Raw genomic sequence first — 15,325 nt, 5'->3', positions numbered from 1 at the left:
ATATTTGTTTAACAAACCTTCTGAAATAATGAAAAAAACAATACTGATTTTTACCCTTTTATTTATGGTTTCCTTTGCAAAAGCTCAGGATAATAGGGTCATAAACCCTGGAGTTCCATTTTTATTAGTCGCTGCCGATGCAAGAGCTGCAGGTATGGGAGATATAGGGGTTGCCACATCAGCCGATGCTTTTTCTCAGCAATGGAATCCGGCAAAATATGCATTTGCCACAGATGCGCAAGGGTTTTCAATAAGTTACACGCCATACCTTACTGATCTGGTAAATGATATCGCATTAGCACAACTGACCTATTATCAAAAACTGAATGACCGAAGTGCTTTTGCAGGAAGCATTCGTTATTTTGGATGGGGCGATATTGAATTACGCAGAACTGGCGAACCTACAGAAACCTTTCCAACCGTATCGCCTAATGAATTTGCTATTGACGGCTCCTACTCCTTAAAACTAAGCGAGAAATTCTCGATGGCGATTGCAGGACGATTTATAAATTCTAATTTAAAAATTGCTTCCGAAAATAACGACGCCACATCTGCCAGTTCATTTGCTGTTGATGTAGCCGGTTTTTACCAATCCGAAGAACTGGCGTACAATGAATTCAACGGGAGATGGAGAGCGGGATTTAATATTCAGAATTTAGGACCAAAAATTAGTTACGACAACGATGATTTCAATAATAATTTCATTCCTGCAAATCTAAAAATAGGAACTGGTTTTGATTTTATATTAGACGATTATAATAAGGTTGCTTTAAATGTTGAATTTAATAAATTATTAGTTCCAACTCCTCAAAATCCAGATTTGAATGGAGATGGCACAGTGGCTCCCGAAGAACGCAATCAAAACAATGACAATTACCGTTCAATAGGCTGGGCATCTGGTGTTTTTAAATCATTTGGTGATGCGCCTGATGGATTTGGAGAAGAGGTAAAAGAAGTAACTTATGCGGTAGGTGCTGAATATTTGTACCAAGATTCCTTTGCCATGCGCTTGGGATATTTTCATGAAAGTCCGTTGAAAGGGGCTAGACAATTTTTATCCCTTGGAGCAGGTTTTAAATACAATGTTGTCAAAGTAGATGTTTCGTATTTATTCTCGGCATCAAAAGTAAAAAACCCTTTAGAAAACACCCTTCGTTTTTCACTTACCTTCAATTTTGGAGATAAATACGAAGAATATTAAACATAAATAAAATTTACCAATAATAATCCAAATTTCAGCCCGAACGCTTCGGAATGAAGTTTGGATTTTTTTTCCTCAAATTAGTATGAAAGAAATAATAATTACTACACAATTCAAAGCATTTGATGCCATTGAAGATTTGCCAAATGACATTCAGAATTTAATGGGACAAGCTGTTGAAATTAGAAAAAAAGCGTATGCCCCGTATTCAAAATTCAGAGTTGGCGCAGCCCTTCTTTTAGATAACGGCAAGATCGTTTTAGGTTCAAACCAAGAAAATGCGGCTTATCCATCCGGGCTTTGTGCGGAGCGGGTGGCTATTTTTCATGCAGGCGCAGTCTATCCAGAGGCTAAAATTTTGAAAATGGCTATCACAGCGGCTTCAGATACTAATACGACTTCGACCCCAATACCGCCTTGTGGTTCTTGCAGACAATCCATAGCCGAATATGAAATTCGGCAAGAGACCCCTATTGAAATCTATTTCATGGGAGAGATTGGTACAATTTACAAATCCGAATCCCTAAAAAACCTGCTCCCTTTTATGTTTGACAAAAAATACTTGTAAAAAATCCAAAAACTACCTATTAAATTTTAGTTCTAAGTTGGAATGTCTTATTTTTGCATCCCGACCCTTCGGGGCGCAAATTTGTGGGAGGAAACTATTTTGCGTTATAGGTACACATTGATAATACAATAACACTTTAGCAAAAGAAAAATTCAGATGAAAGAAGTTACAAAAGAAGTATATTTAAAGTGGTATGAAGACATGCTGCTTTGGCGAAAGTTTGAGGACAAACTTGCCGCATTATACATCCAACAAAAAGTTAGAGGTTTTCTACATTTATACAACGGTCAAGAAGCAGTACTAGCCGGTGCATTGCACGCCATGGACTTGACAAAAGACAAAATGATTACCGCGTACAGAAATCACGTTCAGCCAATAGGAATGGGAGTTGATCCCAGACGTGTGATGGCGGAACTTTTAGGAAAAGTTACCGGAACTTCAAAAGGAATGGGTGGTTCTATGCACATTTTTTCAAAAGAACACCGTTTTTATGGTGGACACGGAATTGTGGGCGGACAAATACCTGTAGGTGCAGGATTGGCTTTTGCAGACAAGTATTTTGAAACTGGGGGTGTTACTATGACCTATTTTGGTGATGGCGCCGCACGTCAAGGATCCTTACACGAAGCCTTCAACATGGCAATGTTATGGAAACTTCCTGTCGTATTTATTGTTGAAAACAATGGATATGCCATGGGAACATCTGTAGAAAGAACAGCGAATCATACTGATATCTGGAAACTAGGTCTAGGATATGAAATGCCTTGCGGACCAGTAGATGGAATGAATCCTGTAAAAGTTGCTGAAGCAATGACAGAGGCAATTGACAGAGCACGTCGTGGTGACGGACCTACTTTTCTTGAAATGAAAACGTACCGTTACAGAGGACACTCAATGTCAGACGCGCAATTGTATCGTTCGAAAGAAGAAGTTGAAGAGTACAAAAAAATCGATCCAATTACACAGGTTTTAGATATAATTAAAGAAAAAGAATATGCTACCGATGAAGAAATTGGAGCAATCGATAAGAGAGTGAAAAGTTTAGTTGAAGAATGTGTGAAATTTGCTGAAGAATCTGAATACCCACCTATTCAACAACTTTACGATGTAGTATACGAACAAGAGAACTATCCATTTTTACCTCATAAACTATAAATCAATTATGGCAACAATAATTACAATGCCTCGTTTGAGCGATACGATGACGGAAGGAACGGTAGCGACTTGGCTAAAAAAAGTAGGGGACAAAATCAGCGAAGGCGATATCCTTGCCGAAATTGAAACAGACAAAGCAACAATGGAATTCGAATCCTTCAATGAAGGAACTCTTTTATATATAGGTATTCCGGAAGGAGAAACCGCAGCTGTAGATTCTTTGTTAGCAATTATTGGAGATGAAGGCGAAGATGTTTCTGACTTAATCGCTGGAAAAACAGCTGATGTGGCTCCAGTTAAAGAAGAAGCAAAAGCTACTACAGAAGCAACTCCCGATACTATAAAAGAAGAAACAAAACCTACTACCACTGCTTTACCAGAGGGAGTTATAGTTATTACTATGCCACGTTTAAGTGACACCATGACCGAAGGAACTGTTGCTACTTGGTTAAAAAAAGTAGGCGATACAGTTGCCGAAGGAGACATTCTTGCTGAAATCGAGACAGACAAAGCAACAATGGAATTCGAATCCTTCAACGAAGGATCTTTATTGTATATTGGAATTGAAGAAGGAAATTCAGCACCAGTAGACAGCCTTTTAGCAATCATTGGACCAGCAGGAACGGATATTTCCGGAATTGCAGAAAATCATAAAACTGGCGGAGCACCACAAGCAGCACCCGTAGCTGAAAAAGAGATAGAAAAAGAAGTCGCTTCGACAGAAAAAACTTCAGAGCCAGTGACTCAAGAACCACTTGCTCAAGAAGCATCAACTGACGGGCAACGAATTTTAGCATCCCCATTAGCAAAGAAAATTGCAAGTGATAAAGGAATTCAATTGACACAAGTAAAAGGTTCTGGTGAAAACGGACGTATTGTAAAAAGCGATATTGAAAACTTCACGCCACAAACTGCCGCTCCAGCGCAGACAAATGTAGCGGCTGCACCAGCCAAAACAGAAACTGCAGCTGCGCCTAAAGTATTTGTTCCGGCAGGAGAAATTTTTACAGAAGAAATCAAAAATTCGCAAATGCGAAAAATCATTGCGAAACGTTTAGCAGAATCTTTATTCACCGCGCCACATTACAACTTAGTGATAGAGGTAGCAATGGATGAAGCAATGCAATCAAGAGTAATCATTAACAGTGTTCCGGACACAAAAGTATCGTTTAACGATATGGTGATAAAAGCGTGTGCAATGGCTTTAAAAAAACACCCAAAAGTGAATTCACAATGGAGAGAAGATTCAATTCTTATAAACCATCACGTGAATATAGGAGTTGCTGTAGCGGTTGAAGACGGATTAGTAGTTCCTGTATTGCGTTTTACAGATGCTATGAGTTTATCTCAAATTGGCGGAAGCGTAAGAGATCTTGCAGGAAGAGCTAAAAACAAAAAATTATTACCTACAGAAATGGAAGGAAGTACTTTTACCGTTTCTAATCTTGGAATGTTTGGTATTACTGAGTTCAACTCAATCATTAACCAACCCAATTCTGCTATTCTATCCGTAGGAGCTATTGTAGAAAAACCAGTAGTGAAAAATGGTCAGATTGTGGTAGGAAACACAATGATGTTATCTTTAGCTTGCGATCACAGAACAATTGATGGCGCAACTGGAGCTCAATTTTTACAAACATTGAAACAATTTATAGAAAACCCAGTTACGATGCTTGCGTAATAACTCCGTTTTTAAAATACAAATCCCGTCTTGTTTCAAAAACTTGACGGGATTTTTTATTTATTCTTCTCTTCAATCCAGCGCGACATATATTTTGTGCTTTTTAAAGTATGGTGTTGCAACATGGCTCCCATAAAATTACGTAGTCGATGTTCCTTCAAATTAGCACATAAAAATTCTATTTTAGTTCTAAAGTTATTTTCGAACAAATATTTTACATATCGCTGATTAATAATTTTTAGTCCATTTTGTTGGGCTTGAAGCCAAATTGTTTTGTCTTGATATAATTGTACTGCCACATCCGCAAAATCAACAACATCATCCGTGATGTTACCGTTCCAAGACAAATCACCATGCATGGATTCTGAACCAATAGTAGTTGTTACGCTTGGCGTTCCGCATTGCATGGCTTCTAATAATTTCCCTTTAATACCCGCACCAAAACGCAAAGGAGCCAAAACCACTCGTGCTTCCTTCACAACTTCTTGCGCATCAATGGTACGTCCCAAGATTAAGAAGCCTTCTTTCTTATTATGCAATTGCAGTACTTTTTGAGAAGGATAAGCACCATAAATATTCAAAACTGTTTCTGGCAAACGCATCTTAATTAAGGGCCAAATCGTTTCTTTTAAATACTGAACCGCATTCCAATTGGGCTCATGAAGAAAATTCCCGATAAAAACAAAGTCTTTTCGTTTTTCAAAGAAAGGTAGCTTGTCTATTTCGGCAACAACAATTGGTTCCAATAAAAAAGGCAAATAATACAATAAGGCTTTCTCAATTTTAAATGTAGATTCCAAAAGTTCCACTTCAAATTCAGAAATCATCAAAGACAAATCACAACGTAAAATACTGGCTATTTCACGTTTGGCTACCTCTTCAACAAATAAATCAGTAGTCTTAAAGGAACGATTTTCTTTGAATGCTTTCTGACGAGCCAATCTCAGGCAATGTAAATCTTCGGTATCTAGCAACCGTAACGCATCCGGACAATTTTCGGCAACACGCCAACCAAATTGCTCTTCCATCATAAAACGGTCAAACAAAACCACACCAGGATTCAGTTCTTTTATAAAAACATCAAAACTGGAATTATTAAGTTCTATTGCTATTTTCTCCACTTCGTACTCTTGTAAATCAACCATGTAATCACTGTTTTGTGCAGGACTGGCAAACGTAATGCTAAAACCTTGCGCTTTAAAGAGTGAAATTAATTCCATCACCCTTCCTCCCGCTGCAGACGAATTGGGTTCCGGCCAAACAAAACCAATAATTAAAAGCTTTTGAACTTGATTCATAGTATTATAAAATTTCAATTGCAAAATAATGCTATTTTGAGTTCAATCTGGTCATTTGAATCAAAAATAGATTATAAAACACTAATTTTGCACCAAATAAATTTCATCAGTATGTTAGGATTAAAATTAGCCACAGACCCGCGTTGGGTAAATATAGTTGAATCAAATATAGAAGAAATTCTAACGGATCATGCGTGGTGCGAGCAAAAGGCTGCTTCAAATGCCATCAGTATTGTTACCTACAACTCGGAAATAGAAGAACTAGTAACCGAAATGTTAATAATTGCAAGAGAAGAGTTAGAACATCTGCAAATGGTACATGACTTAATAAAAAGCAAAGGATTGACTTTAGGCAGAGAAAGAAAAGACCATTATGTAAATGAACTTTTCAAATTCATGAAAAAAGATGGCAGCCGAAAAGATGCATTGTGTGACCGATTATTATTTTCAGCAATGATTGAAGCAAGAAGCTGTGAACGATTTAAAGTTTTATCAGAAAACATAAAAGATGTTGAACTGGCTACTTTTTACAGAGATTTAATGATTAGTGAAGCGGGACATTACACCACATTTTTGAGATTTGCACGGAAATATGCTGATAATGTAGATGTTGACAAAAGATGGGCAGCATGGATAGAATTTGAAGGATCAATTATCACTAATTACGGAAAACAGGAAACGATTCATGGATAATTAAACAGACAATCTAATAGTAAATAAAAACAGGATGCTTTACGGTATCCTGTTTTTGTTTACTTAAAATTCTAGTCTATTATTTAACGATCATAAACTCCGAACGTCTGTTTAAGGCATGCTCCTCATCGGTACAATTCTCTTGACAATCCACTTTAAATTCTGATTCGCCAAACCCTTCTCCTGTTATTTTATCAACACTAATTCCTTTTGAAACAATGTAAGCTACCGCAGCATTTGCTCTTCTCTCAGAAAGATCCAAGTTAAATTCCTCTGTTCCTCTGGAATCCGTATGTGCCTTTACATTAATTTTTAATTGATCATTTTGAGCCATCACATAAACCAATTTATCAAGTTCTGTCGCGCCTTTTTTTGTTATATTACTTTTGTTGTAATCGAAATAAATAGGATTCAAAATATAGAAAATACTATAGTAAAAATAAGGACTAGAAATAGGATTTAATCTAATAAAAAAAAGCTCCCAATCTATAAAATTGGAAGCTTTTTTTGTTTTTTAAAAATCATTTTCTTGGAGAATATATTTTTGTGGAGAAATTCCAGTAATATTTTTAAAACTGGTGAAAAAGGGATTATACGAGGCAAATCCCACTTCTTTTGCCAATGAATCCATTGTATTTGTTTTTAAATAATTCGATTCAATCAATAGAATTGAACGATAAATTCGGATTTTCTTTTTATAATCTAAAAACGAGATTTTAGAATGATACTTAAAAAGATAATTTAAATGGCTATTGGGAATGTTTAATTTTATTGCTAAGTCAACTATTGAAAATTTTGAATCTTGAAACAATTCAAATTTTCTAGAAATTTCCTCAATTTCATTAATATACCGTATAATATATTTATCAATTTTTTCTTGTAATTTACTATCTTGATCTTTTTTTTGCTCTTTGTTAAATTCAACAATCCAATCTGTATCCAATAACAGATTGACCTTTTTTGTTTCCTTCATGATATCAAAAATTGGGTAGCCATAAAGTAATTCTGGAGATATTAATACTCTAAAAAAAGTTATTATCCAAATTATTGCACCTATCCACTGAAAACGATCGGCTACAACAAAACCACTGCGATAATCGTTAACTAAAAAGAGCGTCGCAAAAAGTTTAAGCGAAATAATTAATACTATGATGAACAAAAAAAGGTTCCATTTTTTAATCAATATACTATGTTTACTATTACTTTCTCCATTTTTTTTTGCCCAAACATTCTTGTTTAATATCTGGTAAGCCAAAAAAAAGTATGTTATGGTGTACAATATTAAGACTAAAAAGAAGGAAAAATAAAAAGAGGGTGGCAAGAAATAATTTGTACTTACGACAGATAAATTTATCGCCAAAAATGCAAGAGGGAAAATATAATGGACAAGATCAGCCTTCATAAATAGCTTCTGATCGGCAATTAAATTTTTAAAATACAAATATAAACTAGGAATGATTAGTATTAAAAATTTACAGTAATTAATATAATGTTCTTTTAAATAAACTAAATAACCAAAAGAGAAAAATCCGCTTAATAGAAAACGAATAGAAATTAGAGTAAAAATCAATATTAAATAAAAATTGATCGTTTTATTTCTTCTAAAGCTTGCTAGGATTATTATTAAGGTTAAAAAGCCTAAAAAACCAGTGATAATGAAAAGTAAATTTATAATCAAAATTTATATATTTTAAATAAAACTAAAAATTTGTTTTTACTGAAATAGACGCTGCGACACAAAGACAAATATATATTATTAATTCAATTTTTCGGTAGCAAAAAAATTCAAAAACAAGTAATATGTTTTTAAATTAACATTGAAACAATTCTTTTTTGATTTCAGAATTACTTTTTATTGTATCATTTTTTGAATTTATTATTTACTAAAAACTCAAAAACTCTTACTATTTTGATTAATTTGTGTAGTTCGTCGGATTTATGATGTTTGATAGCTTTTTTTTTGTCTTATCATTACATCAAAATCCGTTTATATGAAATATTTACTTTTACTTTTCAGTACAGCTTTTTATGCACAGGTACTACACCATGAAATGCTTTCTTCTCAAGGGATATCAACAAAAACATATAATGGTTTGATAGTAGTACAAACTATTGGTCAGCAAAGTATGACAGGAACTTCCACGAATAAAGATTATACCGTAATGCAAGGATTTCAGCAAAGCCTTTGGGGGAAATATATTACTTCCAATAAAATAGATGTGATTGAAGGTATTAAAACCATAACCTATCCCAATCCATTTACTGAAACTGTCAATTTTCAATTCTCAGAATCGATTACTGATCTAATTACCATTTCTATTTTTGATATTTTGGGACGTTTGATATTTGAACAAAAAAAAGTATCCGTCAACACAATTTTGACTATTAATTTGGCACAGTTGCCAAGTTCAGAATACCTAGTACGACTAAATTCCACCAACCTCAATTATTATACTAAAATTATAAAACGATGATGAAAAATTACCTACTATTTGTTATTTTAATTACTTCCTGTCAATTATTTTCACAAGAAATTTTTTTAAATACAGGAAAGAATTTTACAAAGTATGATTATAAGAATGGCTTTGGGCAATCAGATCCAGATCTTCAAAGCGGAACGGGTAATTTTTATGAAATTGGGTTTAATAAACCGATACTAAATAAGCATATACTTTATTCATATGGACTTTCTCTTAATGAATATAATGCCCTAGGCGGGAATGTTGCAAATTCCTATAGTTGGGAAACTAAATACCTGGGCGTTAAAACAGGATTAGGATTTTCTTTGTTCCCTATGGACGATTTTCATAAATTAAATTTTTTACTGCAAGTGGGTATTTTAGGCGAAACCATCATTTATGGAAAACAAAAAATAGATGGCGCTTATTATGATTTAGTGCACCAAAAGGAATTTACGGGACTAGTAGTGGAATCATCCATCGGTTTTCAAGTCAAGTATCGTGTTCCTTCCCTGGGTTTTTTAAGTATTGGCTATAATTATGGTCAAACTTTAAACATATCCAATTCGACAACTGAAAAAATATCATTCATGACCCATCAACTACAATTAGGTGTTAATTTCCCAATTAAATAAATTAAATTATGAAAAAAATAATTCTACTTATTTTCCTTTTTATTGGCGCCAAAAATTTTGCGCAAACTAATGGGATAACCTATCAGGCCGTAATTTTGAATCCAAAAGGAGAAAAAATACCAGGAGTAAATAATTCAAATGCTTTTTTAGTAAGTAAAGACATTTGCATGAAGTTTGAATTTGTTGACGAATATTCTAATGTAGAATATCAGGAAGTGATTCAAACTAAAACAGATAAATTTGGAATGGTCAATCTGATCATTGGATCAGGATCACAAACAGGCGGGTATGCTTCCTCTTTTCAGGAAATCGTATGGAATTCTATCAGTAAAAAATTGATAGTGGCTATTAACACAAATGGCAGTTGCAACTCTTTTACTGAAATAAGCAATCAGCACTTTAATTCGGTTCCTTTTGCGTTTTTTACTAAAAATGCAGAAAATGTTACTGGTATGGTGGCTATTGAAAATGGAGGTACCGGAGCGATTACGATGAGTGGTTTAAAAACAAACTTCGGAATGGAGAATATGGATAATACGAGCGATTTGAATAAACCAATAAGTGCCGCTGCTCAATTAGTATTCAGTTTAAAAGAAAATGTAACAAACAAAAGCACTAGTATTGCAACTGATGCTGCATCAGATACTAAATATCCAACGGTAAAATCGGTTAAGACTTATGTAGATAGTCAAGTACCTACAACAGGACCCCAAGGAATTCAAGGGGATACTGGCGCAGCAGGAGTAGCCGGTGCAACAGGAGCAGCTGGTTTAACCACTTCAGTTAACGGAGTTACACAGGTAAACGGAGCAATAACACTAAATAAAACCGATATAGGTTTAGGCAATGTAAATAACACAGCAGATGCAGATAAACCTGTTTCCTCTGCCATACAAACCGCATTAGATGCAAAAGCGAGTTTAGTTGCGCTGGCAGTTAAAGCGGATCAAAGTGCGGTAGACCTGAAAGCACCATTAGCTTCTCCTACTTTTACCGGAACTGTATCTGGAGTAACAGCAACGATGGTCGGTTTAGGCAATGTAAATAATACAAGCGATGCAGCAAAGCCGATATCAACTGCCATACAAACCGCATTAGACTTAAAGGCGAGTCTAGCTGCGCTGGCAGCTAAATCAGATCAAAGTGCGGTAGACCTGAAAGCACCATTAGCTTCTCCCACTTTTACCGGAACGGTAGCAGGAATTACCTCAACAATGGTGGGCTTAGGTAATGTAGATAATACCAGCGATGTTAATAAACCTGTTTCAACATTAACCGCAACTGCATTAGGATCCAAAGTAGATAAAGTAACAGGAGAAAGACTTATCAACGCAACAGAAATCACAAAACTTGGCAATCAATCGGGCACTAACTCAGGGGATCAAGATTTGAGCGGCTTAACAACAATCGCCGCTACAAATACCGCATTAGCCTTAAAAGCTAATATAGCTTCTCCAACTTTTACCGGCGCACCTATATTGCCAACCGGAACTATTGGCGTAACTCAAGCGGTTGGAAATAATACGACCGCCTTAGCCACAACCGCATTTGTAAATGCGGCAACTTCTGCTGGAGGTTCTTTTGTAGATTTAACAACTGCGCAAACTGTTGCGGGCGTAAAAACTTTTAGCACTGATGCGAAATTCAATGAAATTACTGTAGGGCGTGGTACAGGCAATTCATTCTATAGTACAGCGGTAGGCTATGAGGCATTAAAGGTCAATACCACAGGTAGCGTTAACACCGCCAATGGCGCTCTAGCCCTTAGAAACAACACCACAGGTAGCGAAAATACTGCTATCGGTGTTAATGCTCTTCACATTAACGCAATCGGCAGTAACAATACTGGTATTGGTTCTAATGCCCTTTACTACACCTCAGGTCGCGGCAACACTGCTATAGGTAAGGATGCGATGTACGAAAACACAACAGGCAACAACAATACTGCTATCGGTTACAATACAGGTGTAAGTGCAGGTTCCGGTACAGGATCTGGCAACACCATACTAGGGGCTAATGTAACAGGTTTAGCCACAACGCTTACCAACAACATCATTTTAGCCAACGGTACAGGAGCCATTAAAGCACAAAATAATGGTACGAACTGGACATTAACTGGAGGTTTAACCGCTGGTGGTATTACTTATCCTGCTATAAATGGCACCAACGGGCAAGTACTTACAACAAATGGAAGTGGTGTGGCTACTTGGGCAGCAGCATCGGGTGGTTTTACACATTACCTTGGCGAACTCTTTAATGGTGGCATAATTTATTATCTCTACAAAGGTAGCGATGGTTTAGAACACGGGCTTATCGTTGCGCTTACCGAAAACACATATGCATGGCAAACAGCACCCACACTTACAGGTGCCAACCGTACCGAAGATGGTGCATTTAACACCAATTTAATGACAGGAAGCCCAACGAAAACTTATATTAACGGATTAGGCCCTGAGTGGTATTTGCCAAGTATTGATGAATTAATATTATTGTATTCCAATCGTTATAGTGCACAAAAGGCTTTGCGAGCAGGTAACAACACACTGCTTTCAATATCAGCTAACTATTGGAGCAGTACCGAAAATACAAACTCTATGGCGTATAACTTCAGTTTCTTACTTGGTTACGTCATAATCGATCTTAAGACCACCGCGGTTTCCGTACGTGGAGTTAGGGCTTTTTAACTCCCGATAGCTATCGGGATTAACCATTTTTTCATTACCGCATAAGCGGTCTAATTTAAAAAATAGCACTTATTATGATTTATACCCTTGGATAAAGATTTTTTCAAAAAAATAAATGAATGTTTGTAATTATCCAAGGGGGGGGGGGGGGTAAAAAGGGATGCATTGAAATTGGTAAGGAGTATATTCAGGGCTAAAGAAAGAACACCTCGATGGATAGCATAGACAAAGTTTTTGCTTTTTGTAACAAAGGATGGTTGTGGTAATATTTTAATAAGAGTAGATTTTGCGAAGTGATATTTCACGTAAAATTTAAAAATGACCTTGAGCCAATGATGCAAATTAGCGATAATTTTTATAGTTATTGTTATTTAGATTTTTATATAAAAAAGGTTCAGCTTTACGGAGGGCACTGAAAAACTTCACTTATTTTGATTAGAGTCGTTTTTTAGACAATAAAAAAACGCTTATAACAGGATTTTAAAGATCCTTTATGAGCGTTTTAATTTTTACAACTGTTTTTTATTATAGGTTATATGAGTCGATTTTTGACTTTTATAGGCTCATTGAGTGTACTGCGCATGTAGCTTTGATTTTCCTACATTAATTTGAGTATTCTTTTTAAGTTGACTGCGAAAATTGCTATTGCACCTTGCATTTGCATATTGGTAATGCCATATGATATTGCTCTATCATAACCATGTACATTTTTCAACTCACTATTTTTCGCTTCTATTTTATATCGGTGTTTTGCTTTTTCTTTGTAATAATCAGTTTCTTGAAAGCTAATTTGTTCTTGGTGTAAGTCCGATTTTATCGACACCGAATATGTTTTTGTCTTGGCTCCTTCTTTATAACAACCCTCTTTTAAAGAGCAGGTCTTACATTTTTCCACATCAAAATAGTAGGTTTGTATTTGATTGGTTCCAACATTTTTTTTGCCTTGGCAAGCCTTTCGTATAGCCATGTGACCAGCAGGACAAACAAATCTATCGGCATCTTTATTGTAATCAAATTTATCTTCGTCTTTTCTAGCCCCTTGTGCTATTGTAACATTTAGTCTTGCTACCACTTTAATATTTTGCCCACTTGTGAGTTTGAGATTTTTTTTTCCTGTATAGGCTCCATCGCCAATAATTATATCAACATCGATTCCGTTTTCCTGACTAATTTCTAAAAGTTTAGGTAACTCCGGGCCATCTCCTTTTTCGCCTGATGTGACTACAGCTGCTGTAATGATGCGCTCTTTGGTCATCGCTAAATGAGTCTTATAGCCGAAGAAGAAACTATCAGCGGATTTATGCCCCATTTTAGCATCTGGATCTTTTGATAACGTAAAATTTTCCTGAGTGTCTTCTATCGTTTCTTTAAGCAAGTTTAATTTTTCTTTCACCGCAAGTATAGAACTTAAAGATTGTTCTTTTTCTAGCCGTCTCTCCAACTCTTTACAATAGGCCAATTCCTTTTCTAATTCATTGGTATTGTTCTTCTCTGACATACGTTCTTTCCATTGGTCATCAAATAAATAAACCGTTTTTCGCAGTAGTTTTGAACGCTCACGCAATACTGCAATTGCCGAAAATGGATTTGATCTCGATAAAGTATGTGTGGCATCAACTATAATAGACTTAGGACGGATAATGCCCTTTTCAAGGTCTATAGTCACCGTTTTACTAATCAATAGATTTAATAAGTCGGTGTCCTTCAAACGTAGTTTTCTATATTTTGTTAACGTACTAGAATTGATAACATCTTCTTCTGGTGCCATTTCCAAAAAATACTTAAAGGACATATCAAAACGGGAACGCTCCACTACATCAACATCTGAAACGGTATAAATTGTTTTCAGAAGTAAATACTTGAACATACGCACAGGACTTTCTGCTGTGCGACCATTATTTGTACAGTATTTATTTAGCAACTCATCATAGATAAATGAAAAATCTATCAACTCATTGATTTTTCTTAGCATATTGTCCTTGGGAACGATTAAATCATATAACGAAGAGTACGGACTGAATTGAATTTTTTGTTGTTGAACTAACATCTAAAAGCCTTTTGGTTACCATTAAAAATACGAAAAAAGGAGCAAAAAACTATAGTTTTCTACTCCTTTTTATTAACAATTAATTCTTAAAAAGACTTTTTCAGTGCCCTCGCTTTACGGTTGAACCTTTTTTGTTAGTAATTAAGAAGAAGTACTATTTACACTTTTCCTAACGTATATAATTGTTCCATTGTAAGGGTTCAACTTCCTTCCTTAGGTTCTAAGGTTATCCCAAAAGCTCCTGCATCAATTGCGTTAGCTACAGCAAACATTTTTTGATCATTAACCTTGAAATTATCTAATAATCCAATGCTTGTAGGAGTTAATGGATTCAAATTTAATGCCCCTACTTGATATACAATTCTTCTGGAGGTTCCGGTAATACTGTAGCATCTACATAAACCATTCTATAAATCAATCCTCCCTAGTGTATCTGAATTCCTTCGTTTGTCCAACATTTTGAACATCAATGGAAATGCTACGTTTTTATAACTTACTCCCAACATCAGAATGTTACTGTTTTTAGTTCCGAACTTCCAATTGGTTCTATCTAGCACCAATACCAAATCGGATTTAGCTGATAATAAAATGAATATCAATGAAGAAACTATTTTCATGCGAAAATAAAATTCCTTCATGAATCTTTGCATTCTTCTATAAGAGCTGTTTTTAGTAGCAGTTATTTTGTTGAATTTCAATAATATATGTTTTTGTCATGTACTAATAAAATTAGTTTAAAACTTTGTCCAAATTTAAGTAAAAAAACATAATTTTTTAAAACAAAAACCCCCTATTCCTATCGGAATAGGGGTTTTCAAAGAAAGGCTACGAACCGAGCCCGCATGGCGAACACGTGGTATCTATAAACAAAAGAACCCCAGTCTTTTCAGACTGGGGTTCAAAT

Annotated in this window: 14 protein-coding genes; 8 read left to right on the top strand and 6 right to left on the bottom strand. The window is 35.4% G+C overall.

What is annotated here, in order from left to right; genetic code table 11:
- Window positions 1-28 precede the first annotated feature (28 nt).
- From porV to EKM03_RS12895, 4 genes are all read left to right on the top strand, one after another.
- On the top strand, window positions 29-1,201 hold the full coding sequence (gene porV, locus EKM03_RS12910; protein ID WP_126562836.1) for a type IX secretion system outer membrane channel protein PorV: 1,173 nt from the start codon (window positions 29-31) through the stop codon (window positions 1,199-1,201).
- 85 nt (window positions 1,202-1,286) lie between these two features.
- The gene (gene cdd, locus EKM03_RS12905) at window positions 1,287-1,769 is read left to right on the top strand and encodes a cytidine deaminase (RefSeq protein WP_126461638.1); all 483 of its coding nucleotides are present in this window, start codon (window positions 1,287-1,289) and stop codon (window positions 1,767-1,769) included.
- Window positions 1,770-1,925: 156 nt separating this feature from the next.
- Window positions 1,926-2,924, top strand: a complete 999-nt coding sequence (pdhA, locus tag EKM03_RS12900) for a pyruvate dehydrogenase (acetyl-transferring) E1 component subunit alpha (protein WP_126554627.1) — start codon at window positions 1,926-1,928, stop codon at window positions 2,922-2,924.
- Window positions 2,925-2,931: 7 nt separating this feature from the next.
- Window positions 2,932-4,605, top strand: coding sequence for a pyruvate dehydrogenase complex dihydrolipoamide acetyltransferase (locus EKM03_RS12895; protein ID WP_126569168.1), 1,674 nt, complete (start codon window positions 2,932-2,934; stop codon window positions 4,603-4,605).
- 56 nt (window positions 4,606-4,661) lie between these two features.
- On the opposite strand, the gene EKM03_RS12890 is transcribed toward EKM03_RS12895, so the two are convergent.
- A complete protein-coding gene (locus tag EKM03_RS12890; protein ID WP_126740548.1) occupies window positions 4,662-5,903 on the bottom strand; it encodes a glycosyltransferase in 1,242 nt (413 codons plus the stop codon).
- Window positions 5,904-6,014: 111 nt separating this feature from the next.
- On the opposite strand from EKM03_RS12890, the gene EKM03_RS12885 reads away from it, so the two are divergent.
- Window positions 6,015-6,596, top strand: coding sequence for a tRNA-(ms[2]io[6]A)-hydroxylase (locus tag EKM03_RS12885; protein WP_126461626.1), 582 nt, complete (start codon window positions 6,015-6,017; stop codon window positions 6,594-6,596).
- 79 nt (window positions 6,597-6,675) lie between these two features.
- Here the strand turns inward: EKM03_RS12885 and EKM03_RS12880 are convergent, their stop codons facing one another.
- The gene (locus EKM03_RS12880) at window positions 6,676-7,011 is read right to left on the bottom strand and encodes an OmpA family protein (RefSeq protein WP_233584092.1); all 336 of its coding nucleotides are present in this window, start codon (window positions 7,009-7,011) and stop codon (window positions 6,676-6,678) included.
- A 99-nt stretch (window positions 7,012-7,110) separates the two neighbouring features.
- Window positions 7,111-8,274, bottom strand: a complete 1,164-nt coding sequence (locus EKM03_RS12875; protein WP_126740547.1) for an AraC family transcriptional regulator — start codon at window positions 8,272-8,274, stop codon at window positions 7,111-7,113.
- A gap of 313 nt (window positions 8,275-8,587) precedes the next feature.
- Between EKM03_RS12875 and EKM03_RS12870 the strand changes: the two genes are divergently transcribed.
- Genes EKM03_RS12870 through EKM03_RS12860 form a run of 3 tightly spaced genes read left to right on the top strand, consistent with a single transcriptional unit; the run spans window position 8,588 to window position 12,374 of the window.
- Complete coding sequence (locus EKM03_RS12870) at window positions 8,588-9,070, top strand: T9SS type A sorting domain-containing protein (protein WP_126461620.1); 483 nt, start codon at window positions 8,588-8,590, stop codon at window positions 9,068-9,070.
- Window positions 9,067-9,690, top strand: a complete 624-nt coding sequence (locus tag EKM03_RS12865; RefSeq protein WP_126554617.1) for a hypothetical protein — start codon at window positions 9,067-9,069, stop codon at window positions 9,688-9,690. The genes EKM03_RS12870 and EKM03_RS12865 overlap by 4 nt, the downstream gene beginning before the upstream one ends.
- A gap of 8 nt (window positions 9,691-9,698) precedes the next feature.
- On the top strand, window positions 9,699-12,374 hold the full coding sequence (locus tag EKM03_RS12860; RefSeq protein WP_126740546.1) for a hypothetical protein: 2,676 nt from the start codon (window positions 9,699-9,701) through the stop codon (window positions 12,372-12,374).
- Window positions 12,375-12,972: 598 nt separating this feature from the next.
- Here the strand turns inward: EKM03_RS12860 and EKM03_RS12855 are convergent.
- The 3 genes from EKM03_RS12855 to EKM03_RS12845 form a co-directional block, all read right to left on the bottom strand.
- Window positions 12,973-14,421, bottom strand: a complete 1,449-nt coding sequence (locus EKM03_RS12855; RefSeq protein WP_126740545.1) for an IS1182 family transposase — start codon at window positions 14,419-14,421, stop codon at window positions 12,973-12,975.
- Window positions 14,422-14,621: 200 nt separating this feature from the next.
- On the bottom strand, window positions 14,622-14,756 hold the full coding sequence (locus EKM03_RS12850; RefSeq protein ID WP_199741564.1) for an anti-sigma factor: 135 nt from the start codon (window positions 14,754-14,756) through the stop codon (window positions 14,622-14,624).
- 72 nt (window positions 14,757-14,828) lie between these two features.
- Window positions 14,829-15,119 carry a hypothetical protein gene (locus EKM03_RS12845; RefSeq protein WP_126461608.1) on the bottom strand — a complete coding sequence of 97 codons (291 nt, stop codon included), beginning with the start codon at window positions 15,117-15,119 and terminating at the stop codon, window positions 14,829-14,831.
- Window positions 15,120-15,325: the final 206 nt, after the last annotated feature.

It is taken from the genome of Flavobacterium sp. GSP6 (assembly GCF_003984855.1).
Classification (GTDB): domain Bacteria; phylum Bacteroidota; class Bacteroidia; order Flavobacteriales; family Flavobacteriaceae; genus Flavobacterium.
The sequence above is the reverse complement of the archived record's forward strand: the minus strand, read 5'-3'. Positions and strand labels throughout refer to the sequence as shown.

Excerpts from the sequence above, each read along its gene's own strand:
- cdd (WP_126461638.1), top strand. The coding sequence starts at position 1,287 with ATGAAAGAAATAATAATTACTACACAATTCAAAGCATTTGATGCCATT.
- EKM03_RS12885 (WP_126461626.1), top strand. The coding sequence starts at position 6,015 with ATGTTAGGATTAAAATTAGCCACAGACCCGCGTTGGGTAAATATAGTT.
- EKM03_RS12865 (WP_126554617.1), top strand. The coding sequence starts at position 9,067 with ATGATGAAAAATTACCTACTATTTGTTATTTTAATTACTTCCTGTCAA.
- porV (WP_126562836.1), top strand. The coding sequence starts at position 29 with ATGAAAAAAACAATACTGATTTTTACCCTTTTATTTATGGTTTCCTTT.
- EKM03_RS12890 (WP_126740548.1), bottom strand. The coding sequence starts at position 5,903 with ATGAATCAAGTTCAAAAGCTTTTAATTATTGGTTTTGTTTGGCCGGAA.
- EKM03_RS12870 (WP_126461620.1), top strand. The coding sequence starts at position 8,588 with ATGAAATATTTACTTTTACTTTTCAGTACAGCTTTTTATGCACAGGTA.
- EKM03_RS12855 (WP_126740545.1), bottom strand. The coding sequence starts at position 14,421 with ATGTTAGTTCAACAACAAAAAATTCAATTCAGTCCGTACTCTTCGTTA.
- EKM03_RS12860 (WP_126740546.1), top strand. The coding sequence starts at position 9,699 with ATGAAAAAAATAATTCTACTTATTTTCCTTTTTATTGGCGCCAAAAAT.
- EKM03_RS12895 (WP_126569168.1), top strand. The coding sequence starts at position 2,932 with ATGGCAACAATAATTACAATGCCTCGTTTGAGCGATACGATGACGGAA.
- pdhA (WP_126554627.1), top strand. The coding sequence starts at position 1,926 with ATGAAAGAAGTTACAAAAGAAGTATATTTAAAGTGGTATGAAGACATG.